Origin of the sequence: Amycolatopsis sp. NPDC051061, from assembly GCF_040682935.1 — a bacterium.
Classification (GTDB): Bacteria; Actinomycetota; Actinomycetes; order Mycobacteriales; family Pseudonocardiaceae; genus Amycolatopsis.
Genome location: NZ_JBFBBZ010000091.1, coordinates 1 through 25,014 on the forward strand (window position 1 = coordinate 1; position 25,014 = coordinate 25,014).

Sequence of the window (25,014 nt, forward strand, 5' to 3'; positions counted from 1 at the left end):
CCTGATCCTGTTCCAGGGTGGTAAGCCGGTGAAGCAGATCGTCGGGGCCAAGCCGAAGGCCGCGCTGCTGTCGGACCTCGCCGACGTCCTCTGAATCGAACCACGCCCGACGGACCCGGGGCCTGCGAGAACCCTCTCGCGGACCCGGGTCCGTCGCCGTTCGGGGGAATGTGACCGGTGTGGGTGAATCAATCGTGACGGAGGCCACCGAGGCCGCGCCACGATCGGGCGCTTGACCTACCTACCGGGCCTGCGCTGTCACCGAGAGTTGGCAAGGCACAATAAGGGGACCTGGGCCCGTCCCAGCGAAGGTTTCTTGCCACGCACCGAGCCCCGAAGTCGGTGCCTTAGGAAGAGCGAGGAGTGCATGCGGGTACTCCGCCGCGGTGACGCCGGTCCGGACGTCGCCGAGATCAGGTCCATCCTGGCCGGGATGAACCTGCTCCCGCCGGTCACCGGTACCGACGACTACGACACGTTCGACGTCGCCGTCGAGAACGCCGTCCGTGCCTTCCAGCAGAGCCGTGGGCTGATGACCGACGGTCTGGTGGGCCCGGCCACGTTCCAAGCGCTCAAAGGGGCCAGCTACCACCTGGGCAGCCGGCTGCTGTCCTACTCGATCGCCGCGCCGGTGCACGGCGACGACGTCTTCACGCTGCAGGAGCGCCTGACCGAGCTCGGCTTCGACGCCGGCCGCCCCGACGGCTACTTCGGCTCCTCGACCGAGCGCGCGCTCAAGACGTTCCAGCGCGACATGCGGCTGTCGCCGGACGGCATGTGCGGCCCCGCGACCATCCGCGAGCTGCACCGCCTGTCCTCGCCGCGGGCCCGGGGCGGCCGCCCCGTGTTCCTGCGCGAGCAGGAGCAGGTGCGCCAGGCCGGTCCGCGCCTGCGCGGCAAGCGCATCGTGATCGACCCCGGCCACGGCGGCGACGACCTCGGCGTGGTCGCCGGCGGCCTGCGCGAGGCCGACATCGCGTGGGACCTCGCGCGGCGCCTGGAAGGCCGGATGAAGGCCACGGGCATGGAGGCGCTGATCTCCCGCGGCCCGAACCACAGCCCGACCGAGCTGGAGCGCGCCAAGTTCGCCAACGACGCGGGCGCCGACCTGTTCCTCTCGCTGCACAGCGACAAGAACCCGTCGCCGCGCGCGCAGGGTGTCGCGAGCTTCCACTTCGGCACCGGCAACGGCACGACGTCGACCGTGGGCGAGCTGCTGGCCGGCTTCATCCAGCGCGAGGTCGCGGCCCGCACGGGCCTGCAGGACAACCGCACGCACTACAAGTCGTGGGACATCTTCACCCGCACCCGCTGCCCGGCGGTCCGGGTCGAGATCGGCTACCTGACGAGCCCGGACGACGCCCGCAAGCTGGGCGACCCGGCGTTCCGCGACATCGTCGCGGAGGGCATCCTGATCGCCGTCAAGCGCCTGTACCTGCTCGGCGAAGGCGACCAGCCGACGGGAACGTTCACGTTCGCCGACGTCCTGGCGCACGAGCTGGCCAAAGCCGAATAGGGCTGACCACAACCCCTAGCGGCTCACCTTCACCTGTCCCACCATCCCTGGGGACGCAACCCGTGCGTCCCCAGGTTTTCGGGCAGTCATCCACAGGTTGTCCACCGCGCCTATCAGCGCTCTGTGGATAACTCGGCAGTTCTTCCACAGTCGTCCACCCACGACGGAATCCGTGTTCCGGGGACGCCGGGACACCGGCGCAAACGTTTGCGGCGTGTGCTCAGGCGCGACCGAGACTCGGCTCGGCCGTGGTGATGGTCACCTGGCCGAGCAGCCGCTCCAGCGCCGCCTCGACGTCTTCCTTCCAGGTGATCGCCGAGCGCAGCTCCAGGCGCAAGCGCGGCCACTTCTGGTGCGGGCGGACCGTCTTGAAGCCGACGCTCTGCAGGAACTCCGCCGGCAGCACGCAGCTGTGGCCGCCATCGGGATCCGACTCTTCGGGACGCGCGTCGCCGAACGCCTCGATCGCGCGAACGCCGCGTTTCGTCAGGTCCTTGGCGACCGCTTGGACGAGCATCCGGCCGAGGCCGCCGCCGCGGAACTCCGGGAGCACCTGGAACGCCGTCAGCAGGACCGCGTCCGCGCTCGGCGGGGACGTCGGGAAGGCCAGCGAGCGCGGGACGGCGTTCGGCGGGGCGTACAGCACGAATCCGACCGGCAGCGTGTCGCTGTAGACGATGCGGCCGCAGGACCCCCACTCGAGCAGGACGCTCGAAACCCAGGCTTCCTTCTCGACCTCGGTGGCGCCGAACTCCTCGGCCTGGTTCTTCAGGTGCGGGGCCAGCTCCCAGTAGACGCACCTGCGGCAGCTCTTCGGCAGGTGCTCCAGGTTGTCCAGTGTGACGCCCACGACGCGACGCGACACCCGCGACCTCCCTGACCCCTACGCTCCCGACGGCCCCGGTCGTCAAGCCGCGCGGTAGAACAGCACGATCACGGGAGCCAAGGTCGAGGATAGGCCGATGTGACGAGCGCCGAAAGGCCAGGGGTACCGGATGGGTGCACGGTTACACTCGACTGGATCTGCCGTGCCCATGGCAAGCAGCCCTGTCCATCGAGCCCCGGGTGAATCGCCGATGACCGAGAACCGCCCCAGCAAGCCGCAGCGCGGCCGCCAGAACCTCGACCCGCACCTCGAGCGGTACGCCGCGCGCACCGCCGGGATGACCGCTTCCGAGATCCGGGCGCTGTTCGCGGTGGCCAGCCGGCCCGAGGTGGTCTCGCTGGCCGGCGGCATGCCGAACCTGGCCGCGCTCCCGCTCGACACGCTGTCGGCGCAGGTGGCGGAGATCATCGCCGAAGACGGCCTCGTCGCCCTGCAGTACGGCTCGGCGCACGGCGTGCCGGTGCTGCGCGAGCAGATCTGCGAAATCATGGCCCTCGAGGGCATCAAGGCGCACCCGGACGACGTCGTCGTGACCGTCGGCTCCCAGATGGGCCTGGACATGGTCACGCGGCTGTTCTGCGACCCGGGTGACGTCGTCATCGCCGAAGGCCCGTCGTACGTCGGCGCGCTGGGCTCGTTCGCCGCCTACCAGGCGCAGGTCGTGCACGTGGCGATGGACGACAACGGCCTGGTGCCGCAGCTCCTGCGCGAAGCACTGGTCCAGACGGAGAAGGCCGGCCGCCGGGTCAAGTTCCTCTACACGATCCCGAACTTCCACAACCCCGCCGGCGTCACGCTGGCCGTCGAGCGCCGCGCGGAGATCCTGGAGATCTGCCGCGACCACGGCGTCCTGGTCGTCGAAGACAACCCGTACGGGTTGCTCGGCTTCGACGGCCAGACCTACCCGGCGTTGCGCTCGACCGACCCCGACAACGTCGTGTACCTAGGCTCGTTCTCGAAGACGTTCGCCTCCGGCCTGCGCGTCGGCTGGGTGCTCGCGCCGCACGCCGTGCGCGAAAAGCTCGTCTTGGCCGCGGAGTCGGCGACGCTGTGCCCGCCGACGTTCAACCAGATGATCGTCTCGCGCTACCTGGCCACGCACGACTGGAAGGGCCAGATCAAGAAGTTCCGCGAGAACTACCGCGAGCGGCGCGACGCGATGCTGTCCGCGCTCGACCAGTACCTGCCCGCGGGCTGTTCCTGGACCAAGCCGGACGGCGGTTTCTACGTCTGGGCGACGGTGCCGGAAGGTGTCGACACGAAGGCGATGCTGCCGCGCGCGGTGACCGCGCGGGTGGCGTACGCGTCCGGAACCGGCTTCTACGCCGACGGTTTCGGCAGCCGCCAGATGCGGCTGTCCTACTGCTACCCGACGCCGGAGCGGATCCGTGAGGGCGTCCGGCGGCTGGCCGCCGTCCTGGAGTCCGAAATGGACCTCGCGCGCACCTTCGGTAACGTGGGCTCGCGCCGGATCCAGGGGCCGCAGAACCCGTCCCCGGACACCGTTTAATCCTGTTCAAGGCTAAGGAGTTTCCACGGTGGTCGACCGTACCGTTGCCGTGCTCGCCGGCGGGCTTTCGCACGAACGCGACGTCTCGCTGAGGTCCGGCCGACGGCTCTCCGCGGCGTTGAAGTCCGAGGGCCTCGGCATCGAGGAGTGGGACACCGACGCGGGTCTGCTGGAGCGCCTGCGCACCCAGCGGCCGGACGCGGTGGTCGTCGCCCTGCACGGCGGCGAGGGTGAGAACGGCTCGGTGCAGACGGTCCTGGAGATGCTGGAGGTCCCGTTCGTCGGCACCGGCTCCCAGGGCTGCCGCCGCGCGTGGGACAAGCCCACGGCCAAGGCGCTCATCGAGAACGCCGGCTTCGTGACGCCGGGCTGGGTCGTGCTGCCGCACAGCACGTTCCGCGAGCTCGGCGCCCAGGCCGTCCTCGACGCGATGGTCGAGCAGCTCGGCCTGCCGCTGATCCTCAAGCCCGACCAGGGTGGCTCGGCGCTCGGCACCCAGGTGGTCCGCGAGGCGGCGGAGCTGCCGGCGGCGATGGTCGGCTGCTTCGCGTACGGCGACACCGTGCTCGCGGAGCGGTTCGTGGACGGCGTCGAGGTGGCCGTGACGGTCATCGAGGGCGCGGACGGCCCCGAGGCCCTCCCCGCGGTCGAGATCGTCCCCGAGAGCGGCGTGTACGACTACACGGCCCGCTACACCGCCGGCCTGACGGACTTCTTCACCCCGGCCCGGCTCGACGACGCCGCGGCCAAGGCGGTGGCCGAGCTCGCCGTCGCCGCGCACCGAGTGCTCGGGCTGCGGGACATCTCCCGCACCGACGCTGTGGTCACGGCGGACGGCACGGTGTACTTCCTGGAAGTGAACCCGTCGCCGGGCCTCACCGAGACGTCGACGGTGCCGATGGCGATCGAGGCGGCGGGCAAGTCGCTCGGCACGGTGTTCGCCGAGCTGATCGGCCGCGCGATTTCCCGCTGACTCATTGCACGCGAAAGGCCGCCTCGGAACTTCCGTGGCGGCCTTTTCGTGTCGCTGACGATCATCACTGGATGTGGTCGTCGCGACTGCGTCGAGCAATCATCACCGTGACGAAACACCCTGGGGTGATCCCTAATCGGTTTTCGGTGTCTGATGCGCCCCATTCGCGTCGATGAGTGCGACGATGCGTTCGAGGTCGTCGACCGAGCCGAATTCGAGGGTGATCCGGCCCTTGCGGCGGCCGAGGTCGACCTTCACCCGGGTGTCGAACCGGTCCGAGAGCCGGTTCGCGAGCTCCTGCAAACCCGGCGCCTGGATCGGCTTGCGCGCCGCGGGCTTCGGCTTGGCCGGCTTCTCGCTCTTCTTGAGGGTGACGGCTTCCTCGGTCGCCCGGACCGACATGCCCTCCGCGATGATGCGGGCGGCGAGCTCCTCCTGGCTGTCGGCGTCCTCCAGCGACAGCAACGCGCGGGCGTGCCCGGCGGACAGGACGCCCGCGGCGACCCGCCGCTGCACCGGCAGGGGGAGCTTGAGGAGCCGGATCGTGTTGGTGATGACCGGCCGGCTGCGGCCGATGCGGCTCGCCAGCTCCTCGTGCGTGACGGCGAACTCGTCGAGCAGCTGCTGGTACGCGGCCGCCTCTTCGAGCGGGTTCAGCTGGACGCGGTGGATGTTCTCCAGGAGCGCGTCGCGCAGCATCGACTCGTCGGCGGTCTGCCGGACGATCGCCGGGATCGCTTCGAGCTCCGCCTGCTGCGACGCGCGCAGCCGCCGCTCGCCCATGACGAGCTCGTACTCGTCGTTCCCCAACTCACGGACGACGATGGGCTGCATGAGCCCGAACTCGCGGATCGAGTGCTCGAGCTCGGCGAGCGCCTCCTCGTCGAAGGCCAGGCGCGGCTGCTTCGGGTTCGGCTTGATCGAGCCGACCGGGATCTCGCGGTAGACCGCGCCGGCGACCTCGCCGCTGTGCTGCTTCGCCTGACCGTTCGCCGCGAACCAGCCCTTGTCCTCGGCCGCCTTCTTCTCCGCCGCCGTGGCGTCCGCGGGCGCGGGCAGGGGGCCGCCGCCGGTGGGGCCGGTCGGGATGAGTGCGGCGAGGCCGCGCCCCAGCCCTCCTCTGCGCTCGGTCATGTGGAACTACCCTTCTCCATCAGTGCGCCGCGCTCGGCGATCTCCTTCGCCGCGTCGACGTAGCTCATCGCACCGCGCGAACCAGGATCGTAAGCGAGGACGGTCTGGCCGTACCCAGGCGCCTCGGACACCTTCACGCTGCGGGGGATGACCGTCTTGAGGACCGTGTCGCCGAAGTGGTTCCGCACCTCGTTCGTCACCTGGTCGGCCAGCTTGGTCCGGCCGTCGTACATGGTGAGGAGGATCGTCGAGACGCGGAGCTCGCGGTTGAGGTGCTGCTGCACGAGCTCGATGTTGCTCAGCAGCTGCCCGAGCCCTTCGAGCGCGTAGTACTCGCACTGGATCGGGATGAGCACCTCCTGCGCGGCGACCATCGCGTTGACCGTCAGCAGGCCGAGCGACGGCGGGCAGTCGATGAAGACGTAGTCGACGCCGATCTGGTCGAGGATCTCCGAGGAGATGGCCTCCTTGAGCCGGGACTCTCGTGACGCCATCGAGACGAGCTCGATCTCGGCGCCGGCGAGGTCGATCGTCGCCGGGACGCAGAAGAGATTGGGGGACTGCTCGGTCGGCTGGGCGGCGTCCGCGAGCGTCACCTCGCCGATGAGTACCTCGTAGATGGACGGCGTCCCGGACCGGTGGTCGACGTCGAGTGCGGTGCTCGCGTTGCCCTGCGGGTCGAGGTCGACGACGAGCGTTTTGAGCCCGTGGACGGCGAGCGCGGCGGCGAGGTTGACCGTGCTCGTGGTCTTGCCGACGCCCCCCTTCTGGTTGGCGACGGTCATCACGCGACGACGACCAGGGCGGGGAAGTGTCCTCTCGGGGTTCAGCAGGCGAGCGGCGCGGGCGGCTTCTTCGGCAATCGGGGTCCAGCCCACGTCGGGCGTGGTCTCCGTGGAGTCGGACGGCGGGGGATTCACCGGTCTCGACACCTCCTCCATATAGACGTCTGGTCGGTGGTCGAGTCGCGTCGTTTCACGTGGAACACCGCGGCCCGTTAACGCTTCTTGCTCCGCGCCTTCGGCTTGACTGCCGTCGGGAGGCGACGGATCTTCACGACCGTGCTGGGGACCTCTAGTACTGCGGCACCGCATTCGACAATCAGTGGGGCGGCTCCGCCGGCCCTGCGGATGGCGGCGCCGTCCCGCTCGATCTCGTCCGCCGCGCTGGCGCCCTTGAGGGCGACCAGGAAGCCGTCGGACCGGACGAGCGGCAGGCACCAGTCCGCGAGCCGGGCGAGCGGGGCGACCGCGCGAGCGGTGACGATGTCGGCGCCACCGTGCTGCTCACGCACAGACCGCTCCTCTGCGCGTCCACGAACAATGGTGATCGGGAGTTCCAGCTTCTCGGCCACCTCGGCCAGCCAGTCCACCCGGCGGGCCATCGGTTCGAGCAAGACGATATCGAGGTCCGGCCGGGCGATCGCGAGCGGTACTCCCGGAAGCCCGGCGCCCGAACCGACATCGACGACGCGAGCCCCTTCGGGCAGCTGCTCCCCGATGACGGCCGAGTTGAGGACGTGCCGCTCCCACAGCCGCTCGACCTCCCGCGGCCCGATCAGCCCGCGCTCGACTCCGTGGCGTTCCAGGAGTTCGACGTACCCAGCGGCTTGGTCCACGCGCGCACCGAACACTCGCTCCGCCGCGTCCCGTACCGCCACCGCAGCCTGATCCAAGCTCACTCCGTCTACTCCTCGTCCGCGCGTTTCACGTGAAACGGCGCTGCTTCGATTGTCCCCGATGTCGGACCGAAAACGAGCCGACAGACCGCAGATGTGGACAACTCCACTCGGCTAGCCGCGCACGGGGGATGGTTCCACGTGAAACAGCGTGCATCCGCGCCGCGGCGAGCGCACCAGTTCCACGTGAAACATCATGCTTGTAATTCGGTCGGGCGCGGCCGGGCGTTCCGCAGCCGGATCCCGCTGAAGCCGAGCGAACTCGTCGACACCGCGTCCACGAACCCCCACAGGTTCCGCATCAGCCGCAGCTCGATCCCGGCCTCCTCGTGGAGCGCCAGCAGATCGCCGACCGGCTCCGGCGGTCCGAGTGGGGAGACCGGCTCGGTCGCCACCATCGCATGGGCGTGCGCACCGAACGGACGGAACGGCGAAGCGGCGAAGCGGTACGCGTACAACCGTACCGACCGCATCTCGGCGAGCCGGCCGTACTCGATCGCGTGCACTCGAGTGGACCCGAGCAAGGAGCGGTCCGCGGCGGTCGTTCTCGAGGCCACCCATGCCAGCGCGCGGGGACACTGGCGCGGGAACCAGTAGTCCGGTGCCCGCGCCGCGTCGACCGCCCACACGTACGCCTCCGGCTGCCGGGCCGTCGCGGCCACGTGCGGCTCGAAGCGGGTGATCGCCGGATCCTCCGAGAAGTGGAGGACCTCGCCGGGCGGAGGGAGCATGCACACAAAGAAGCGGCCCCACCTGACCGAGTCAAGTGGGGCCGCTCGCCGAACCGAAGCTCAGGACTCCGGGAAGATCACCACACGGCGCTTCGGGTCCTCGCCCTCGCTCTCGCTCGTGACGCCCGCGACCGTCGCCACCGCGTCGTGGACCACCTTGCGCTCGAAGGGGCTCATCGGCTGCAGCCGCACCCGCTCGCCGTCCGAGAGGACCGACTCCGCCGTCGAACGGCCGAGCTCGCGCAGCTCCTCGCGGCGGTCCGCGCGCCAGCCCGCGATGTCCAGCATCAGCCGGCTGCGGGACCCGGTCTCCTGCTGGACCGCGAGGCGGGTCAGCTCCTGCAGCGCCTCGAGCACCGTGCCGCGGGGGCCGACGAGCTTCTCGAGGTCCTCGCCGCCGTCGATGCTCACGATCGCGCGGCCCGCCTCGACGTCCAAGTCGATGTCGCCGTCGTAGTCGAGCAGGTCGAGCAGCCGCTCGAGGTAGTCACCGGCGATGTCGCCCTCCTGGACGAGGACGTCGTCACCACCCGCCTTCTGCTCGCCCACCGCGTCCGCAGAAGCGGCCGGCTCCGGGGTCACGTCGTCCTGATCGGCGTCGATCGTGTCGACCGTCTCCGACATCATTCGTCTCCTCTCCGAACCGGTCGCGCCTCAACGGCGCTTCCGGCCCGATTTCCTGGTCGAGTCTTTGAGAAGGCCCGGCACCCCCGTGCCGTTGTCCTTCGAACCGTTCTGGCCGTTCTGGCTTTTGGGTTCGGCAGTGGCCGGGGCCGGGTCAGCCGTCTTCGCGGCCTCCGCCGCCTTGGCCGCGGCCTCCGCGGGGGTGGTCTGCGCGAAGCCGTGGGCCGAGCCCGCCTGGGTGACCTTCTTCTGCGAGCCGCCCGGCGCGGGCTGGTTCTTCTTCTGCTGGACCGGCTTCTGACCGACCTTCGGCGCGGTCGGCCGCTGCCCCGGCTTCGGGCCGAGCGACGCGCGCTTCTCCGCGGCCTCCGCCTTGCGGGCTGCCTCTTCCTTGTCGATCTTCGTGTAGACGAGGCGCTGCTGCATCAGGGTCCAGCCGTTGTTCGCCAGCCAGTAGAAGAGGAGGCCGAGCGGGAACAGCGCACCGAAGACGAGCACACCGAGCGGGAAGATGTACATCGTCAGCTTGTTCATGATCGCGGTCTGCGAGGTGGCCGACGCGGCGTTCTGCCGGGCCACCGAGTGGCGCGCGGTGAGGTGCGTGGCGATCGACGCGACGATCATCAGCGGCAGTGCCACCGGCAGGACGCTCCACTGGAAGCCGACGTTCGCGGCACCGCCGCTGACGACTCCGACACCGTTGTAAACGGCCTCACCGAGGTTGACGCCGAACAGCTTCGCGTTGACGTAGGACGAGACGTCGTGCTGGGTGAAGAAGTAGTTTTCGGTCTTCACGCCACCACCGGGCGGCGGCATCGTGAACGCGCGGAGCACGTGGTTCAGGCCGATGAAGACCGGGATCTGAAGCAGCATCGGCAAGCAGCTGCCCAGCGGGTTGACGCCGTGCTCGCGCTGGAGCTTCTGCATCTCCTGCGCTTGGCGCTGCTTGTCGTTCGCGTACTTCTTCTGGAGCTTCTTCATCTCCGGCGCGAAGTCCTGCATCTTCTTCATCGACCGGACCTGGTTCACGAACGGCTTGAACATGATGCCGCGGACGGTGAACGTCAGGAAGATGATGCCGAGGATCCAGGAGATCGCCGCGGATTCCCCGAAGACGAGCCCGAAGACCTTGTGCCAACACCAGAGGATGAAGGACACGGGGTAGTAGATGAAATCGAGCACTGCTGCTACTCCTCGATCGGTGTTTCAGGTCTGCGGTGTCGCCACGAGAACGTCTCGGGGACCGGGTCGCGGCCGGGCATGGTCCACGGGCCGCAGCGCAGGAGCCGGCGCACCGCGAGGTAGGAGCCCCGGCCGGCGCCGTGCCGGGTGAGGGCTTCGACCGCGTACGCGCTGCAGCTCGGGTAGAACCGGCAAGCCGGCGGGAGGAAGGGCGAGATCGCCTTGCGGTAGAGCTTGATGGGGAGCAGCAGGACCCAGGCGACGGGACCGGGCCGCGGGGGCGCGGCCTCGGTAGCGCCAAGGGTGGCGTGCTCGTGTGCTGAGTCGTGCTCGGGGGTGGCTCGCATGCCGGTCACACCGCTGATCCGTGGTCGGGGGCCGCGTCCGCGGGACGCGTCGGGCTCGGGGCATCCCCGGCCGGACGGCGCGACGGCGACAGTCCCAGCCGACCCGACACCAGCCCCAGACGACGCAGTGCGGCGTCGAGATCGGCTCCGAGCTCCGCGCTGGACGCGGTCGCGGACGGCGGCAATGCCCGTACGACCAACGCACTGCCGGCGGGCAGGGTTCCGAGCCGGGCCGAAACGAGATGACGCAGCCGGCGGGCGACGCGGTGGCGGACCACCGAGTTCCCCACGGCCTTGCTCACCACAAAACCCGCCCTGGCCGCCGACGTGACGTCGGCGGCCTCGGACGGGTCCGTGGTCAGTGCGTGGACGACGAGGCGGCGCCTGCCTGCCCGGGATCCGCGACGGAGAACCACGCGGAAGTCCTCACTCCGCCGCAGACGTGCGGCAGCCGGCAGCACGGCGCGCCCCGACGAGCCGGATCAGGCCGACAGCGCTTCGCGGCCCTTGCGACGGCGGCCCGCGAGGATGGCCCGGCCGGCGCGGGTCCGCATGCGCAGGCGGAACCCGTGGGTCTTCGCGCGGCGGCGGTTGTTCGGCTGGAAGGTGCGCTTACCCTTGCTCACTGCTTCTCCTGTGTGTCGCGTCGGACGGGAGGAAAGGTCCCTCCGCCTGGCGTGTCGTGCGGGCGCACGGCAGTCTCTGGTGTCTCCTACCAACGTGTGGCCTCGTCACGACGAGCGACGACAACGTGGGCACGCGAATAGCACCCGTCGCATACGGGAGACCTTACGAGGGTACGCACCTCCGTCGGGCGCCCGGAAAGCACCCCCTCGGCCACGGTCCGCGACCGGCTCGTGAAGCCGAGGTCATCGACGCCGCGGCACCGAATGGCAACACGCCGTACACCGTGAAATGCTTGCGACCCAGGATGCCTTGTGGCAGCGGGCGGGGCTTGTTAGCGTGCCTCTCTCGGGTCACCCGTCGAGGTGCACGAGTATCCGGGTGGTGGAGTGCCCACCGGCGTACGACGAGCCCGCAGGTGGCGTCGCCGCGGGTCGCCGTACATTAGTGCACAGCTGTGGACAACTATGTGGATATTCGCTGTGCCGATGCGCACGCAGGTCCGCCGGGGAGCGCCGGACCGCGTGACCAGGGTCGTTCGGCCGTCCACGCCGACGAGGGGAGGGGAGCCGAACAGGTGTCGGATCACCAGCACAATCTGGGCGTCATCTGGGAGCAGGTGGTACGCGAACTGTCCGACGGGACCCTTTCCCCGCAGCAGCGCGCGTGGATGCGCGTGACCCGGCCGATCGGCCTGCTCGACGGCACCGCGCTCCTGGCCGCCCCCAGCGACTTCGCGAAGGAAGCGATCGAACGCGGTCTCCGCGGCGCGATCACCGACGCACTCTCCCGGCGCCTCGGCCGCGCCATCTCGCTCGCGGTGAAGGTCGACAGCACCGAAGCGGTCGCCCCCGTCCCCGCGCCCCACTACGTGCCGTCACCCGGCCGGGTGGAAAACGGTGTCAGCCCGGAGCCGGCACCCGGGCCGAGGCCGGGTCCCGGCCCGATGAGGCCGCCCCCGCGTCCCGAGCCCACGCCGCCGCTGCCCGCCCACCAGTCCCTCGGCCCGAAGCCCGACGACGGCGACGACACGGACGAAGAAGTCGACGAAGAGGGCGAAGCGCTCGCCGCCGTCCACGAGATCTGGCCGACGTTCTCCGGCCAGCCGATCGCCGGCCAGCCCTACACCGCGCCGGCGCAGCCGCAGACGTCGAAGACGAAGCTGAACGAGAAGTACACCTTCGACACCTTCGTCATCGGTGCGTCCAACCGCTTCGCGCACGCGGCCGCGGTCGCCGTCGCCGAAGCACCGGCCCGCGCGTACAACCCGCTCTTCATCTGGGGCGAGTCCGGGCTCGGCAAGACGCACCTGCTGCACGCGGTCGGCCACTACGCGCAACGCCTCTTCCCCGGCATGCGCGTGCGGTACGTCTCGACCGAAGAGTTCACGAACGACTTCATCAACTCGCTGCGAGACGACCGCAAAGTCGCCTTCCAGCGGCGCTACCGCGACATCGACATCCTGCTCGTCGACGACATCCAGTTCCTGGAAGGCAAAGAAGGTACGCAGGAAGAGTTCTTCCACACCTTCAACACCCTCCACAACGCGAACAAGCAGATCGTCGTCAGCTCCGACCGCCCGCCCAAGCGCCTCGAGACGCTGGAGGACCGGCTGCGGACGCGGTTCGAGTGGGGCCTGATCACCGACATCCAGCCGCCCGAGCTCGAGACCCGCATCGCGATCCTCCGCAAGAAGGCCGCGCAGGACAGGCTGGCGGTGCCGGGTGACGTCCTGGAGTTCATCGCCTCGCGCGTCGAAGCGAACATCCGGGAGCTCGAGGGCGCGCTCATCCGCGTCACCGCGTTCGCGTCGCTGAACCAGCAGCCGGTGGACGCCGGGCTCGCGGAGATCGTGCTGCGGGACCTCATCCCCGACTCCCACGCCCCGGAGATCACCGCGCCGACCATCATGGGCGTCATCTCCGAGTTCTTCGACGTCTCGCTCGACGACCTGTGCGGCCCCGGCAAGACGAAGGCGCTCGCCACGTCCCGCCAGATCGCCATGTACCTCTGTCGCGAGCTGACCGACATGTCGCTCCCGAAGATCGGGCAGACGTTCGGCGGCCGCGACCACACGACCGTCATGCACGCGGACAAGAAGATCCGCAAGGAGATGGCCGAGCGCCGGCGGATCTACGACCAGGTGCAGGAGCTGACCTCGCGCATCAAGCAGCGCGCTCGCCAGTAACACATCCCTTATCCCGCAACGACTTCGGGGCGTCCACGCACTGTGGACGCCCCTTTGTCGTCTTTGGACTGTCGAAGCACGCCGAAGCAGCGAAGCCGCGTACGCGCACTTCGCAAAGTCGCGAAAATTGTTTGTACACAAGGAAGCTTCCCCATGGTGTGGGCGGATTGCCCACAGCCCCAACAGATCTCCCATCAGCGACGACGCCGGATCCGTCCACACCCCGCCCACAGGTGATCCACAGGACATCCACACCTTTGTCCACGCTGATTCCACAGGTTGCCCACATTGTGTGCACAGGACGAGCCGATCACTCGGAAGGGCGAACCGGACCCCGCCGCGCACCCCCAGACCCTGGGTACAGATGGCCTCACACCTGGGGACAACTGTGGGGACAACCGGGCCTCGCTGTGGACGGATCGGGGGTTGCCCGAAACCATCAACAGACGACCCGAGTTGCCCACAGATCCACCACCACGGTTCTCCACATGCCCGCGAGCACTCCCACCTGCGCGAACGACCTCAATCCACACAATCCACAACGCTTACTACTGCTACTGCCTTTTAAGATCTCTTCTAAGAGAGAAAAGATAAAAACAGGCGATCGACGAAGTTGGGGACAAGCACGAGATCCTGTCGTCAAGTCGACAAAGTCAAGGGGAGGCCGAAGTGACGGCGGCCCCCGCGACGGCCTAACGTGGATGCCTGCACCTGGTCCGTGCTTCGGCTGATCGAGCGGAGGGCGGACCGGCCGGAGGGGGCAGCCGGTCACTACCCCGCCAGAGCGAGGCCTGGCCCGAGCCGACAGGGGCTCGGTCGTCGAAAGGAAACGCGCATGAAGATCCGCGTCGAGCGTGACGGGCTCGCCGACGCCGTCGCGTGGGTGGCGAGAAGCCTCCCCTCCCGGCCTCCTGTGCCGGTTCTGGGCGGTGTGCTCCTCGACGCCGGTTCCGACGGCGACACCGACGCCCTGACGGTCTCGGGCTTCGACTACGAGGTTTCCGCCACGGTCGGCGTCCCGGCGACGATCGCCGACGGCGGCCGCCTGCTGGTCTCCGGGCGCCTGCTCGCCGACATCACCAAGGCGCTGCCCGCGCAGCCGGTCGAGATCTCCGTCGACGGCTCACGCGCCACCATCACGTGCGGCACCGCGCGGTTCTCCCTGCCGACCATGCCGGTCGAGGACTACCCGCAGCTGCCCACCCAGCCCGCCTTCGCCGGCGAGCTCGCCGGCGACGCGTTCGGCCAGGCCGTGTCCCAGGTCGTCGTCGCCTCGGGCAAGGACGACACGCTGCCGATGCTCACCGGCATGCGGCTCGAGATCTCCGGCAGCTCCCTGACCATGGTCGCGACCGACCGCTTCCGGCTCGCCATGCGCGAGTTCACGTGGCAGCCGGCCGAGGGCCTGGCCGACGCCGCGGTGCTCGTCCCGGCGCGCACCCTCGCCGAGGCGGCCAAGACGCTCGGTGCGAGCGGCGCCACGATCCGCCTCGCCCTCGCCAGCGGCGAGGGGCTGCTCGGCCTGTCCGGTTCCGGGCGCTACACGACGACCCGCCTGCTCGACGCGGAGTTCCCGCCGTACCGCCAGCTGCTGCCGGCGTCGCACACCTCACGCGCGGTCATCGACGTGTCCGCTCTCACCGAGAGCATCAAGCGCGTTTCGCTGGTCGCGGAGCGGGGGACTCAGGTACGACTGGAGTTCGGGGACAACACGCTGCGGTTGTCCGCGGGCGGCGACGACGAGGGAAGCGCCGAAGAGGAGCTCCAGGTCGAGTACGAAGGTGAGCCGGTGACGATCGCGTTCAACCCGGGTTACCTCGTCGACGGCCTCGGCGCGCTCCACAGCGACCGGGCGGAGCTCACGTTCACCACGCCGAACCGGCCCGCGCTGATCAAGCCCGCCGACCCCGAGGGCAACGTCGTCCCCGGTTACCTCTACCTCCTGATGCCGGTCCGCCTGCCGGGCTGATGGACATCTTTTCGGGGGTCCGGGTGGCGAAGCCCCCGGCCCGGGGCGAAGCCCCGAGCGACACAGCACTTTTCCTGAGCACGTAAGGGGATCCGATGGTTCAGCTCGGTCTGATCGGCCTGGGCAAGATGGGCTTCAACATGCGGGAGCGGCTGCGCGCGGCCGGTCACGAGGTGGTCGGCTTCGACCGCAACCCGGACGTCAGCGACACGACGTCGCTCGAGGACCTGGTGTCCAAACTGGACGCCCCGCGGATCGTCTGGATCATGGTCCCCGCCGGCGATCCGACGCGGCAGACCATCACCGAGCTGGGCAACCTGCTCGCCGAAGGCGACATGGTCATCGACGGCGGCAACTCGAAGTACACCGACGACAAGCTGAACGCCGACCTCCTCGCCGCGAAGAAGATCGGGTACGCCGACTGCGGCGTGTCCGGTGGCGTGTGGGGCAAGGACAACGGCTACGGCCTGATGGTCGGCGGCACGGCCGCGGACGTCGAGCGGGCGATGCCGATCTTCGACGCGCTGCGCCCGGAAGGCCCGCGCGAGGAAGGCTTCTCGCACGCAGGCGACGTCGGCGCCGGTCACTACGCGAAGATGATTCACAACGGCATCGAGTACGGCATGATGCAGGCCTTCGCGGAGGGCTTCGAGCTGCTCGAAGCGGCGAAGGTCGTCAACGACGTGCCCGCCGTGATCAAGGGCTGGCAGCGCGGGACGGTCGTCCGCTCCTGGCTGCTCGACCTGCTCGTGCGCGCGCTTGACGAGGACCCGGAGCTGGACGACCTCGAGGGCTACGTCGAGGATTCCGGCGAAGGCCGCTGGACGCTGGAAGAGGCGATCAACAACGCGGTGCCGGCGCCGGTCATCTCGGCCGCGCTCTTCGCGCGCTTCGCCTCGCGCCAGGAGCACTCGGCCGCGATGCGCGCGGTGGCCGCGCTGCGCAACCAGTTCGGCGGGCACGCCGTGAAGAAGGCCGGCGGGTAAGGAGTTCCTGGTGTATCTGCGTCACCTGCAGGTCACCGACTTCCGCTCCTGGCCACAGGCCGATCTCGCGCTCGAACCGGGGCCGACCGTGCTGGTCGGCCAGAACGGTCGCGGCAAGACCAACCTGCTCGAAGCGATCGGGTACGTCGCGACGCTGGGCTCGCACCGGGTCGCGACGGACGCGCCGTTGATCCGGCACGGCTGCGAGCGCGCGCTGGTGCGGATCGCGGTGGTCAACGACGACCGCGAGCTGACGGTCGAGCTCGAGATCACCGCCGGCCGCGCGAACCGCGCCCGGATCAACCGCGGCGCGGTCGGCCGGCCGCGCGATGTGCTCGGGATCCTGCGCACGGTGCTGTTCTCGCCGGAGGACCTCGCGCTCGTCCGGGGTGACCCGGGTGAGCGACGCCGGTTCCTCGACGAGCTCCTGGTGCTGCGCGCGCCGCGGTACGCGGGGGTCCGGGCCGACTACGAGAAGGTGCTCAAGCAGCGCAACGCCCTGCTCAAGACGGCCGGGAAGCGGCGTACGGGTCGCGAAGACCCGTACGCGCTGTCGACGCTGGAAGTCTGGGACGACCACCTCGCGGTGGCGGGCGCGGAACTGCTGGCCGCGCGCCTCAACCTCGTCGCGGACCTCGGGCCGTACGCGGCTTCGGCGTACATGGGGGTCGCGCCGGACTCGCGGCCGGCGAAGATCTCCTACCGGTCGTCGCTGGGCGCGGCCCTGCCGGAGACGTACGGCGTACCGGATGGCGAGCGGGCGCAACCCGACGTCCTGAAGGACGTCTTGCTCAAAGCGCTCGGTGAGGCCCGGAAGGCCGAGCTCGAGCGTGGGATCAGCCTGGTCGGCCCGCACCGGGACGAGCTGGAGCTGATCCTGGGCGAGGCGCCGGCCAAGGGCTACGCGAGCCACGGCGAATCGTGGTCGTTCGCGCTCGCCCTCCGGCTCGGCAGCTATGAGCTGCTGCGCGCGGAGGCGGGTGAGCCGGTGCTGCTGCTCGACGACGTGTTCGCCGAGCTGGACCGCAAGCGCCGGGCCCGGCTGGCCGAGGTGGCCGCGAGCGCCGAACAGGTGCTGGTGACCGCGGCGGTCGACGAAGACGTGCCCGGGGAGCTCGCCGGGTCCCGGTTCGTAGTGGCGGATGGTGAGATTACGCGTGGCTGAGCAGGACGACCGAGCACCCGGTGTGACGGGCCGCACAAACCGCACCCGATCTGGGGACAAACCTGTGGACAGTGTGGATAACACGGTGAATGAGTTATCGCTGCCCGTGACTGTGCGGCCAAATGGGTGGCGCAAAGCGTCCTCTGAAAACTCAAAGTCGCCTGCCGGTACTGAGCGTGACAGCGGCGTTGGGCCGAACGAGGCTCCGTCGACCGGGCGCGACCTCGCCCATGCCGCACTCGAAGCGGCGAAGGCCAAGGCCAAGGAACGAGGCACCTCGCCCGGGTACCGGCGACGCGTCGTCGGCGGCGGGGGCCAGAACCCCCGGCGTCGCCGCTGGTCGGGGCCGGGTGCGGACCCGCGCGACCCGCAGCCGCTCGGCCGGCTCGTCTCGCGGCTGGTCGCCGACCGCGGCTGGAACGAGAGCGTCACGACCGCCCGCGTCTTCGCCCAGTGGGGCCGGCTGGTCGGCGAAGACGTCGCCGAACACGCCGAGCCGGTCGCGCTGAAAGACGGCGAACTCACCGTGCGCGCCAGCTCCACGGCGTGGGCCACCCAGCTCCGGTTGCTGCAGGGAAAGCTGCTGGCCAAGATCGCGGCGGGGGTCGGAAACGGCGTCGTCAAGCGCATGCGGATCCAGGGTCCGACCGCCCCGAGCTGGCGGAAAGGGCCCCGGCACGTGCCGGGGCGCGGGCCCCGTGACACGTACGGCTGACCCGGGTTGCGTGATGCTCGGTTGAATGCCCCGAGAAAGCATCCAGACCGCGTGAAATACGTCAAGACTCGGCTCGGACCGATTTCGTCCGCCTGTGACGCGCTCAGGGGTGTCCTTGCCGCATGTCAGCGGACGTGGCCAAGTACACTGGGAGGGAGCGAGCGTCCGCTCGGGCGAGACGAGGAGAAACAACGCCGGTGACCGAGAACAAGAGCGAGTACAACGCGTCGTCGATCACGGTGCTCGAAGGCCTCGAAGCGGTCCGCAAGCGCCCGGGCATGTACATCGGTTCCACCGGTGAACGCGGGCTGCACCACCTCGTCCAGGAGGTCGTCGACAACTCCGTCGACGAGGCGATGGCCGGGCACGCCACCAAGGTAGAGGTTACCCTCCTCGCCGACGGCGGGGTGCGCGTCGTCGACGACGGCCGCGGCATCCCCGTCGACATGCATCCCAAGGAGAACAAGCCGACCATCGAGGTCGTGCTCACCCAACTGCACGCGGGCGGCAAGTTCGACAGCGACTCCTACGCGGTGTCCGGCGGCCTGCACGGCGTCGGCATCTCCGTAGTGAACGCGTTGTCGACGAAGCTGCTCGCCGAGGTCAAGTACGGCGGCCGCAGCTGGCGCCAGCTGTACACCGACCAGGTCCCGGGGCCCCTCGAAGACCTCGGCCCGGCGACCGAGACCGGCACGACGATGACGTTCTGGGCCGACAGCGGCATCTTCGAGACCACCACGTACAACTTCGAGAACATCTCGCGCCGGCTGCAGGAGATGGCGTTCCTCAACAAGGGGCTGACGCTCTCCCTGCGCGACGAGCGCGTCGCCGACGAGGAGACCGAGGCGGACGCCGAGGGCAAGGTCGCCCGAGTCAAGGAGAAGGTCTACTGCTACCCGGGTGGGCTCGAGGACTTCGTCAAGCACATCAACGGCAGCAAGGACCCGATCCACGCCAGCGTGATCTCCTTCGACGCCAAGGGCACCGGCCTCGAGGTCGAGGTCGCGATGCAGTGGAACACCGGGTTCACGCCGTCGGTCTACACGTTCGCCAACACGATCAACACCCACGAGGGCGGCACCCACGAAGAAGGCTTCCGCGCCGCGCTGACCCGCGTCGTCAACACATACGCGCGCGACAAGAAGCTGCTCAAGGAGAAGGACACCAACCTGACCGGTGACGACGTGCGCGAGGGCCTCGCCGCGATCGTCTCGATCAAGCTGGGCGAGCCGCAGTTCGAGGGCCAGACCAAGACCAAGCTGGGCAACAGCGAGGCGAAGACGTTCGTGCAGCAGCAGACGAACGAATGGCTGGCCGACTGGTTCGAGCGCAACCCCACCGAGGCGAAGACGATCATCAACAAGTCGATCTCCTCGGCGCAGGCCCGGATGGCCGCGCGCAAGGCGCGTGACCTCGTCCGCCGCAAGGGCGCGCTCGACATCGGCGGCCTGCCCGGCAAGCTCAAGGACTGCCGCTCCACCAAGCCGGAGGAGTGCGAGCTCTACATCGTCGAGGGCGACTCGGCCGGCGGCTCGGCCAAGGAAGGCCGGGACTCGATGTACCAGGCGATCCTGCCGATCCGCGGCAAGATCATCAACGTCGAGAAGGCCCGCATCGACCGCGTCCTCAAGAACACCGAGGTCCAGTCGCTGATCACCGCGCTGGGCACCGGCATCCACGACGAGTTCGACCTCGAGAAGCTGCGTTACCACAAGATCGTGCTGATGGCCGACGCCGACGTCGACGGCCAGCACATCACCACGCTGCTGCTCACCCTGCTGTTCCGGTTCATGAAGCCGCTGATCGAGCACGGCCACGTCTTCCTGTCGCGGCCGCCGCTGTACAAGATCAAGTGGCCCCGGGCCGAGCCGGAGTACGTGTACTCCGACAACGAGCGCGACGCCGTCATCCGCGCGGGTGTCGAGGCCGGCAAGCGGCTGCCGAAGGACGACGCGATCCAGCGCTACAAGGGTCTCGGCGAGATGAACGCCGAAGAGCTGTGGGAGACCACGATGGACCCGGCCAACCGTCTGCTGGGCCGGGTCACGATGGACGACGCCGCCCAAGCCGACGACCTGTTCTCGGTCCTGATGGGCGAGGACGTCGAGGCGCGCCGATCGTTCATCACGCGCAACGCGAAGGACGTTCGCTTCTTGGACGTGTAGGCGTTCCCCGCTCTTTGTCCCGCTAGGACTCTCCACTCGAGAAGGACCCCATGACGGAAACTCTGCCGCCGGCTCCGGAACACGACCGGATCGAGCCGGTCGACATCCAGCAGGAGATGCAGCGCTCCTACATCGACTACGCGATGAGCGTCATCGTGTCGCGCGCGCTGCCGGACGTGCGGGACGGCCTCAAGCCGGTCGCCCGCCGGATCCTGTACTCGATGTTCGACTCCGGTTTCCGCCCGGATCGCGGGTACAACAAGTGCTCCCGCGTCGTCGGCGACGTCATGGGCAACTACCACCCGCACGGTGACTCGGCGATCTACGACGCGCTCGTCCGGCTCGCCCAGCCGTGGTCGCTGCGGTACCCGCTGATCGACGGCCAGGGCAACTTCGGCTCGTCGGGCAACGACCCCGCCGCGGCCATGCGGTACACGGAGTCCCGGCTCGCGCCGCTGGCCATGCAGATGCTGGCCGACATCGAAGAAGACACCGTCGACTTCCGCGACAACTACGACGGCCGCACGCAGGAGCCCGACGTCCTGCCGTCGCGGTTCCCGAACCTGCTGGTCAACGGTGGTTCCGGGATCGCGGTCGGGATGGCGACGAACATCCCGCCGCACAACCTGCGCGAGGTCTCCGAGGGCGTCGTCTGGGCGCTGGAGAACCCGGAAGCGACCGACGACGAGCTGCTGGCCGCGCTGCTGGTGCGGATCAAGGGCCCGGACTTCCCGACCAAGGCGATGATCCTCGGCACGTCCGGCATCGAGGACGCCTACCGCACCGGCCGCGGCTCGGTCCGGATGCGCGCGGTCGTCGAGGTCGAGGAGGACGCGAAGGGCCGCACGATCCTGGTCGTGTCGGAGCTGCCGTACCAGGTCAACCCGGACAACCTCGTCGAGAACATCGCGAACCTGGTCCGCGACGGCAAGCTCACCGGCATCGCCGACATCGCCGACGAGTCCAACAGCCGCTCCGGCATGCGGATCGTCGTCACGATCAAGCGGGACGCGGTCGCGAAGGTCGTGCTGAACAACCTGTTCAAGCACACCCAGCTGCAGCAGAACTTCGGCGTCAACATGCTGGCCCTGGTCGACGGCGTGCCGCGCACGCTGCGGCTCGACCAGATCATCCGGCACTACGTGAAGCACCAGGTCGAGGTCATCGTCCGGCGGACCCGCTTCCGCCTGAAGAAGGCCGAAGAGCGGGCCCACATCCTGCGTGGGTACGTCAAGGCGCTCGACGCGCTCGACGAGGTCATCGCGCTGATCCGGCGGTCGCCGTCCGCCGACGAGGCCCGGCCGGCCCTGATGGAGCTGCTGGACGTCGACGAAATCCAGGCCACCGCGATCCTCGACATGCAGCTGAGGCGCCTCGCCGCCCTGGAGCGGCAGCGGATCATCGACCAGCTGGCCGAGATCGAGCTGGAGATCGCCGACCTCAAGGACATCCTCGAGAAGCCCGAGCGGCAGCGCGCGATCATCCGCGACGAGCTGATGGCGATCGTCGAGAAGTACGGCGACGACCGGCGCACGAAGATCATCGGCTTCAGCGGCGACGTCACCGACGAAGAGCTCATCGCCGTCGAGGACGTCGTCGTCACCATCACCCGCACGGGGTACGCCAAGCGAACGAAAACCGACCTGTACCGCTCGCAGAAGCGCGGCGGCAAGGGCGTGCAGGGCGCGACGCTGAAGCAGGACGACATCGTCCAGCACTTCTTCGTCTGCTCGACGCACGACTGGATGCTGTTCTTCACGAACAAGGGCCGCGTCTACCGGACCAAGGCGTACGACCTGCCCGAGGCCAACCGCAACGCGCGCGGCCAGCACGTGGCGAACCTCATGGCGTTCCAGCCGGACGAGCAGATCGCCCAGGTCATCCAGATCAAGAACTACGAGGCGGCGCCGTACCTGGTGCTCGCCACCCGGCGCGGCCTGGTGAAGAAGACCAAGCTCACCGACTTCGACTCCAACCGCTCCGGTGGCCTCATCGCCATCAACCTGCGTGAGGGCGACGAGCTGGTCGGCGCGGTCCTGGCGGCGGCCGAGGACGACCTGCTGCTGGTGTCCGCCGAAGGCCAGTCGATCCGCTTCCACGCGACCGACGAGGCGCTGCGGCCGATGGGCCGTCCGACGTCCGGCGTGCTCGGTATGCGGTTCAACGACGGTGATGAGCTGCTCGGCATCAGCGTGGTCAAGGAGGACAAGTTTCTGCTGGTCGCGACGGACGGCGGCTACTCCAAGCGGACGCCGATCGAGGACTACCCGGTGCAGGGCCGCGGCGGCAAGGGCGTGCTCACCATTCAGCACGACCGGAAACGTGGCAGGCTGGTGGGTGCGCTCATCGTCGACGCCGAGGACGAGCTGTACGCGATCACCTCGAGCGGCGGCGTGATCCGCACGCCGGCGGTCGACGTGCGCAAGGCAGGGCGGCAGACGAAGGGGGTCCGGCTGATGAATCTCGGCGAAGGCACCACTCTTCTCGCCGTCGCACGCAACGCGGACGAGCCCTCGGACGTCGCCAATGGTGACACCCCCGAGGACGCGCCGGCTCCGGAAGCATCTGACGCGGGTGAGGAAACGACGGCCACGCCGGAGCAGTAAGTTTGCTCTCCGACGGCGGCCCCACGGCACGGGTAAGGACTGACTCTTCGTGACACCATCCGAGAATCCCGAGGCAGCGGGTTCGAACGGGGCTCCGGCGAGCCCGCCCTGGCAGCGGGTCGACAAGGACGGCGACTCCGAGGCAACGGTGAAGCTGGCCACGGATGAGGCGCTCTACAAACCCGAGCCGGCGGCCGAGGAGACCCAGCCGGTCTCCCCGGAGCAGCGCACGGTGGTGACGGGAAGCGCGGCCCCCCGCCTGTTCGGCGGCGACTCGCCACCAACCGGCGAGCCGTCCGCGGCCGCCGTCCCGTCGGCGTCCAACCAGCGAGCCCGGCCCAGCGCGCTGCGCCGCCCGGGCCGCGGCCCGCGCCGGGCATCGCTGCAGGTGAAGCGGTTCGACCCGTGGTCGGTGCTGAAGCTGTCCCTGGTCCTGGGCGTCGCGATGTTCTTCGTCTGGCTGGTGGCGGTCGGCGTCCTGTACACGGTCCTCGACGGCATGGGCGTGTGGGACAAGCTGAACGGAACGTACTCGTCCCTGGTGGGCGGCGAAGGCGCCAACGCGTCATCGGAGCCACTGATCAGCGCGGGCCGGGTCTTCGGCATCGCAGCCATCCTCGGCGCGATCAACATCGTCTTGGTGTCGGCCCTGGCAACGGTGAGTGCGTTCATCTACAACGTGTCAGCGGATCTCGCGGGCGGCCTCGAGGTCACACTGTCGGAACGGGAGTAACCCGGTTGCAGGACCCCCTCGGGGGTCCTGTAAAGTTCTCCTCGTTCAAGGGCCTATAGCTCAGGTGGTTAGAGCGCTTCGCTGATAACGAAGAGGTCCCAGGTTCAAGTCCTGGTAGGCCCACGCAGGTCAAAGCCCGGTTCGCGAGATGCGAACCGGGCTTTTGCGTGACCCCGTCGTCTACTCGGCGACAAACCGTTCCCAACGCGGCCCACCGCTGGGCGGCCCATCAACATCTTGACCGGTTGCGCGCGACGAATCACCGCACCAGCTTCTCCTGGCTGGCCGCCCACGACGCCAATAGGGCTAGACCGTCCGCGGTCGCCGTGCCGGCGGGCGCGGTGTAGACGTTCAGGAGCAGGCCGGGTTCGGCAGGCAGCTCCATCGTCTCGACGTCCAGGTCGAGCTGGCCCACTACCGGATGGTGCACACGCTTGCGTCCGGACCGGTGGAGCCGAACGTCCTGAGATGCCCACCGCTGCCGAAATAGTTCACTGCGTGTTGATAATTCACCGACCAGGGCGATCAGCTCCTCGTCGTGCGGATTGCGGCCGGCTTCCATGCGTAGCTTCGCGGCCACATCGCAGGCGATTCGGTCATAGTCGACGAAGAACGTTTTTGCCGATTCGGGATCCAGATACACGAACCGCGCGGTGTTCGCCGGCCGTCGTGTGTCGGCCAGGACCGGTGAATACAGCGCGCGGGCAAGGTGATTCATGGCCAGTACGTCATAACGGCCGTTGCAAATCCACGCCGGCGCATCGGTGATGGCGTCGAGCACCTGCTGAAGCGCCGGACGCACCGTCACGGCGGGTCGCCGGCGGCGTGGACCGCCGGGCGGCCTGGACTGCCGCGCAAGGTGGAACAGGTGATCGCGCTCGGCCTCGTCAAGGTGCAAGGCCGAGGCCAACGCGTCGAGCACCCCGTCGGAGGCGCCGGCGAGGCTGCCGCGCTCCATCCGCACGTAGTAGTCGACCGATACCCCTGTCAGTAGAGCTACCTCTGCGCGACGCAGACCTTTGACCCGGCGGTGGCCGCCGTAGGCGGGCAGTCCGGCCCGCTCGGGCGTGATCCGCGCGCGACGGGAGCTCAGGAATTCCTTGATCTCGGTGCGCAGATCGATCGTGGTCACCTCGTCACGGTAAGCCCTGTCCGCAGGCGAAGGGAGGTTCTGCCGGTACCCCCGACGCCTAGGGCCTGTATCGAAGTGGGTCAGAGCCATTCGTTGATCGCAGCGATCTGAACAGTAGCTTCGTAGCGGACGGCGAGTTTGTCGTAGCGA

At 68.9% G+C, this 25,014-nt stretch carries 22 protein-coding genes, 1 tRNA gene and 1 pseudogene; 13 read left to right on the plus strand and 11 right to left on the minus strand.

Features of this window, described 5'->3' with window-relative positions:
- Both AB0N03_RS50530 and AB0N03_RS50535 read left to right on the plus strand, forming a co-directional pair.
- Positions 1 to 94 (plus strand): annotated as a pseudogene (locus tag AB0N03_RS50530) (thiol reductase thioredoxin); the annotation flags it as partial.
- Between the two features lie 273 nt (positions 95 to 367).
- The gene (locus AB0N03_RS50535; protein WP_364388402.1) at positions 368 to 1,516 is read left to right on the plus strand and encodes an N-acetylmuramoyl-L-alanine amidase; all 1,149 of its coding nucleotides are present in this window, start codon (positions 368 to 370) and stop codon (positions 1,514 to 1,516) included.
- A 220-nt stretch (positions 1,517 to 1,736) separates the two neighbouring features.
- Here AB0N03_RS50535 and AB0N03_RS50540 read toward each other — a convergent pair whose 3' ends face one another.
- On the minus strand, positions 1,737 to 2,381 hold the full coding sequence (locus tag AB0N03_RS50540) for a GNAT family N-acetyltransferase (protein ID WP_364388404.1): 645 nt from the start codon (positions 2,379 to 2,381) through the stop codon (positions 1,737 to 1,739).
- 211 nt (positions 2,382 to 2,592) lie between these two features.
- Here AB0N03_RS50540 and AB0N03_RS50545 point away from each other — a divergent pair, with 211 nt between their 5' ends.
- Together AB0N03_RS50545 and AB0N03_RS50550 are read left to right on the plus strand one after the other, a co-directional pair.
- A complete protein-coding gene (locus tag AB0N03_RS50545) occupies positions 2,593 to 3,912 on the plus strand; it encodes a PLP-dependent aminotransferase family protein (RefSeq protein WP_364388406.1) in 1,320 nt (439 codons plus the stop codon).
- 28 nt (positions 3,913 to 3,940) lie between these two features.
- A complete protein-coding gene (locus AB0N03_RS50550; protein ID WP_364388408.1) occupies positions 3,941 to 4,885 on the plus strand; it encodes a D-alanine--D-alanine ligase in 945 nt (314 codons plus the stop codon).
- 132 nt (positions 4,886 to 5,017) lie between these two features.
- Here AB0N03_RS50550 and AB0N03_RS50555 read toward each other — a convergent pair whose 3' ends face one another.
- The 9 genes from AB0N03_RS50555 to rpmH form a co-directional block, all read right to left on the minus strand.
- Complete coding sequence (locus AB0N03_RS50555; RefSeq protein ID WP_364388410.1) at positions 5,018 to 6,019, minus strand: ParB/RepB/Spo0J family partition protein; 1,002 nt, start codon at positions 6,017 to 6,019, stop codon at positions 5,018 to 5,020.
- Positions 6,016 to 6,960 (minus strand): ParA family protein, encoded by a 945-nt coding sequence (locus tag AB0N03_RS50560; RefSeq protein ID WP_364388412.1) that lies wholly within the window; start codon positions 6,958 to 6,960, stop codon positions 6,016 to 6,018. Before AB0N03_RS50560 ends, AB0N03_RS50555 begins: the two co-directional genes overlap by 4 nt.
- 56 nt (positions 6,961 to 7,016) lie before the next feature.
- Positions 7,017 to 7,700, minus strand: coding sequence for a 16S rRNA (guanine(527)-N(7))-methyltransferase RsmG (gene rsmG / locus AB0N03_RS50565; protein ID WP_364388415.1), 684 nt, complete (start codon positions 7,698 to 7,700; stop codon positions 7,017 to 7,019).
- A gap of 191 nt (positions 7,701 to 7,891) precedes the next feature.
- A complete protein-coding gene (locus AB0N03_RS50570; protein ID WP_364388417.1) occupies positions 7,892 to 8,428 on the minus strand; it encodes a DUF6886 family protein in 537 nt (178 codons plus the stop codon).
- A 60-nt stretch (positions 8,429 to 8,488) separates the two neighbouring features.
- A complete protein-coding gene (locus AB0N03_RS50575) occupies positions 8,489 to 9,052 on the minus strand; it encodes a R3H domain-containing nucleic acid-binding protein (RefSeq protein WP_364388420.1) in 564 nt (187 codons plus the stop codon).
- 30 nt (positions 9,053 to 9,082) lie between these two features.
- On the minus strand, positions 9,083 to 10,234 hold the full coding sequence (yidC, locus tag AB0N03_RS50580; RefSeq protein WP_364388422.1) for a membrane protein insertase YidC: 1,152 nt from the start codon (positions 10,232 to 10,234) through the stop codon (positions 9,083 to 9,085).
- A gap of 5 nt (positions 10,235 to 10,239) precedes the next feature.
- Entirely contained in the window at positions 10,240 to 10,581 is a 342-nt protein-coding gene (gene yidD, locus AB0N03_RS50585) for a membrane protein insertion efficiency factor YidD (RefSeq protein ID WP_364388424.1), read from the minus strand.
- A 5-nt stretch (positions 10,582 to 10,586) separates the two neighbouring features.
- Positions 10,587 to 11,042, minus strand: a complete 456-nt coding sequence (gene rnpA, locus AB0N03_RS50590) for a ribonuclease P protein component (RefSeq protein ID WP_364388426.1) — start codon at positions 11,040 to 11,042, stop codon at positions 10,587 to 10,589.
- Positions 11,043 to 11,063: 21 nt separating this feature from the next.
- Positions 11,064 to 11,207 carry a 50S ribosomal protein L34 gene (gene rpmH, locus AB0N03_RS50595; RefSeq protein ID WP_364388428.1) on the minus strand — a complete coding sequence of 48 codons (144 nt, stop codon included), beginning with the start codon at positions 11,205 to 11,207 and terminating at the stop codon, positions 11,064 to 11,066.
- A gap of 575 nt (positions 11,208 to 11,782) precedes the next feature.
- Between rpmH and dnaA the strand changes: the two genes are divergently transcribed.
- From dnaA to AB0N03_RS50640, 9 genes are all read left to right on the plus strand, one after another.
- Positions 11,783 to 13,393 (plus strand): chromosomal replication initiator protein DnaA, encoded by a 1,611-nt coding sequence (gene dnaA / locus AB0N03_RS50600; protein ID WP_364388430.1) that lies wholly within the window; start codon positions 11,783 to 11,785, stop codon positions 13,391 to 13,393.
- Between the two features lie 835 nt (positions 13,394 to 14,228).
- Positions 14,229 to 15,362, plus strand: a complete 1,134-nt coding sequence (gene dnaN, locus AB0N03_RS50605) for a DNA polymerase III subunit beta (protein WP_364388432.1) — start codon at positions 14,229 to 14,231, stop codon at positions 15,360 to 15,362.
- A gap of 95 nt (positions 15,363 to 15,457) precedes the next feature.
- Positions 15,458 to 16,348, plus strand: a complete 891-nt coding sequence (gene gnd / locus AB0N03_RS50610) for a phosphogluconate dehydrogenase (NAD(+)-dependent, decarboxylating) (RefSeq protein WP_364388434.1) — start codon at positions 15,458 to 15,460, stop codon at positions 16,346 to 16,348.
- A 10-nt stretch (positions 16,349 to 16,358) separates the two neighbouring features.
- Positions 16,359 to 17,513, plus strand: coding sequence for a DNA replication/repair protein RecF (gene recF / locus AB0N03_RS50615; protein ID WP_364388436.1), 1,155 nt, complete (start codon positions 16,359 to 16,361; stop codon positions 17,511 to 17,513).
- Between the two features lie 112 nt (positions 17,514 to 17,625).
- On the plus strand, positions 17,626 to 18,228 hold the full coding sequence (locus AB0N03_RS50620; protein ID WP_364388447.1) for a DciA family protein: 603 nt from the start codon (positions 17,626 to 17,628) through the stop codon (positions 18,226 to 18,228).
- 197 nt (positions 18,229 to 18,425) lie between these two features.
- A complete protein-coding gene (gyrB, locus tag AB0N03_RS50625) occupies positions 18,426 to 20,393 on the plus strand; it encodes a DNA topoisomerase (ATP-hydrolyzing) subunit B (protein WP_364388438.1) in 1,968 nt (655 codons plus the stop codon).
- Between the two features lie 50 nt (positions 20,394 to 20,443).
- Positions 20,444 to 22,999, plus strand: a complete 2,556-nt coding sequence (gene gyrA / locus AB0N03_RS50630) for a DNA gyrase subunit A (protein WP_364388440.1) — start codon at positions 20,444 to 20,446, stop codon at positions 22,997 to 22,999.
- 49 nt (positions 23,000 to 23,048) lie between these two features.
- Positions 23,049 to 23,732: a DUF3566 domain-containing protein gene (locus tag AB0N03_RS50635; protein ID WP_364388442.1), complete on the plus strand. Its 684-nt coding sequence runs from the start codon at positions 23,049 to 23,051 to the stop codon at positions 23,730 to 23,732.
- A 49-nt stretch (positions 23,733 to 23,781) separates the two neighbouring features.
- Positions 23,782 to 23,855: transfer RNA gene (locus AB0N03_RS50640), tRNA-Ile, on the plus strand.
- 136 nt (positions 23,856 to 23,991) lie between these two features.
- On the opposite strand, the gene AB0N03_RS50645 is transcribed toward AB0N03_RS50640, so the two are convergent.
- Positions 23,992 to 24,864, minus strand: a complete 873-nt coding sequence (locus tag AB0N03_RS50645; RefSeq protein WP_364388445.1) for a helix-turn-helix transcriptional regulator — start codon at positions 24,862 to 24,864, stop codon at positions 23,992 to 23,994.
- Positions 24,865 to 25,014: the final 150 nt, after the last annotated feature.

Coding starts and splice junctions, on each gene's coding strand:
- AB0N03_RS50535 (WP_364388402.1), top strand. CDS start 368: ATGCGGGTACTCCGCCGCGGTGACGCCGGTCCGGACGTCGCCGAGATC.
- AB0N03_RS50545 (WP_364388406.1), top strand. CDS start 2,593: ATGACCGAGAACCGCCCCAGCAAGCCGCAGCGCGGCCGCCAGAACCTC.
- AB0N03_RS50555 (WP_364388410.1), bottom strand. CDS start 6,019: ATGACCGAGCGCAGAGGAGGGCTGGGGCGCGGCCTCGCCGCACTCATC.
- AB0N03_RS50560 (WP_364388412.1), bottom strand. CDS start 6,960: ATGGAGGAGGTGTCGAGACCGGTGAATCCCCCGCCGTCCGACTCCACG.
- AB0N03_RS50570 (WP_364388417.1), bottom strand. CDS start 8,428: ATGCTCCCTCCGCCCGGCGAGGTCCTCCACTTCTCGGAGGATCCGGCG.
- AB0N03_RS50575 (WP_364388420.1), bottom strand. CDS start 9,052: ATGTCGGAGACGGTCGACACGATCGACGCCGATCAGGACGACGTGACC.
- yidD (WP_364388424.1), bottom strand. CDS start 10,581: ATGCGAGCCACCCCCGAGCACGACTCAGCACACGAGCACGCCACCCTT.
- dnaN (WP_364388432.1), top strand. CDS start 14,229: ATGAAGATCCGCGTCGAGCGTGACGGGCTCGCCGACGCCGTCGCGTGG.
- gnd (WP_364388434.1), top strand. CDS start 15,458: ATGGTTCAGCTCGGTCTGATCGGCCTGGGCAAGATGGGCTTCAACATG.
- gyrA (WP_364388440.1), top strand. CDS start 20,444: ATGACGGAAACTCTGCCGCCGGCTCCGGAACACGACCGGATCGAGCCG.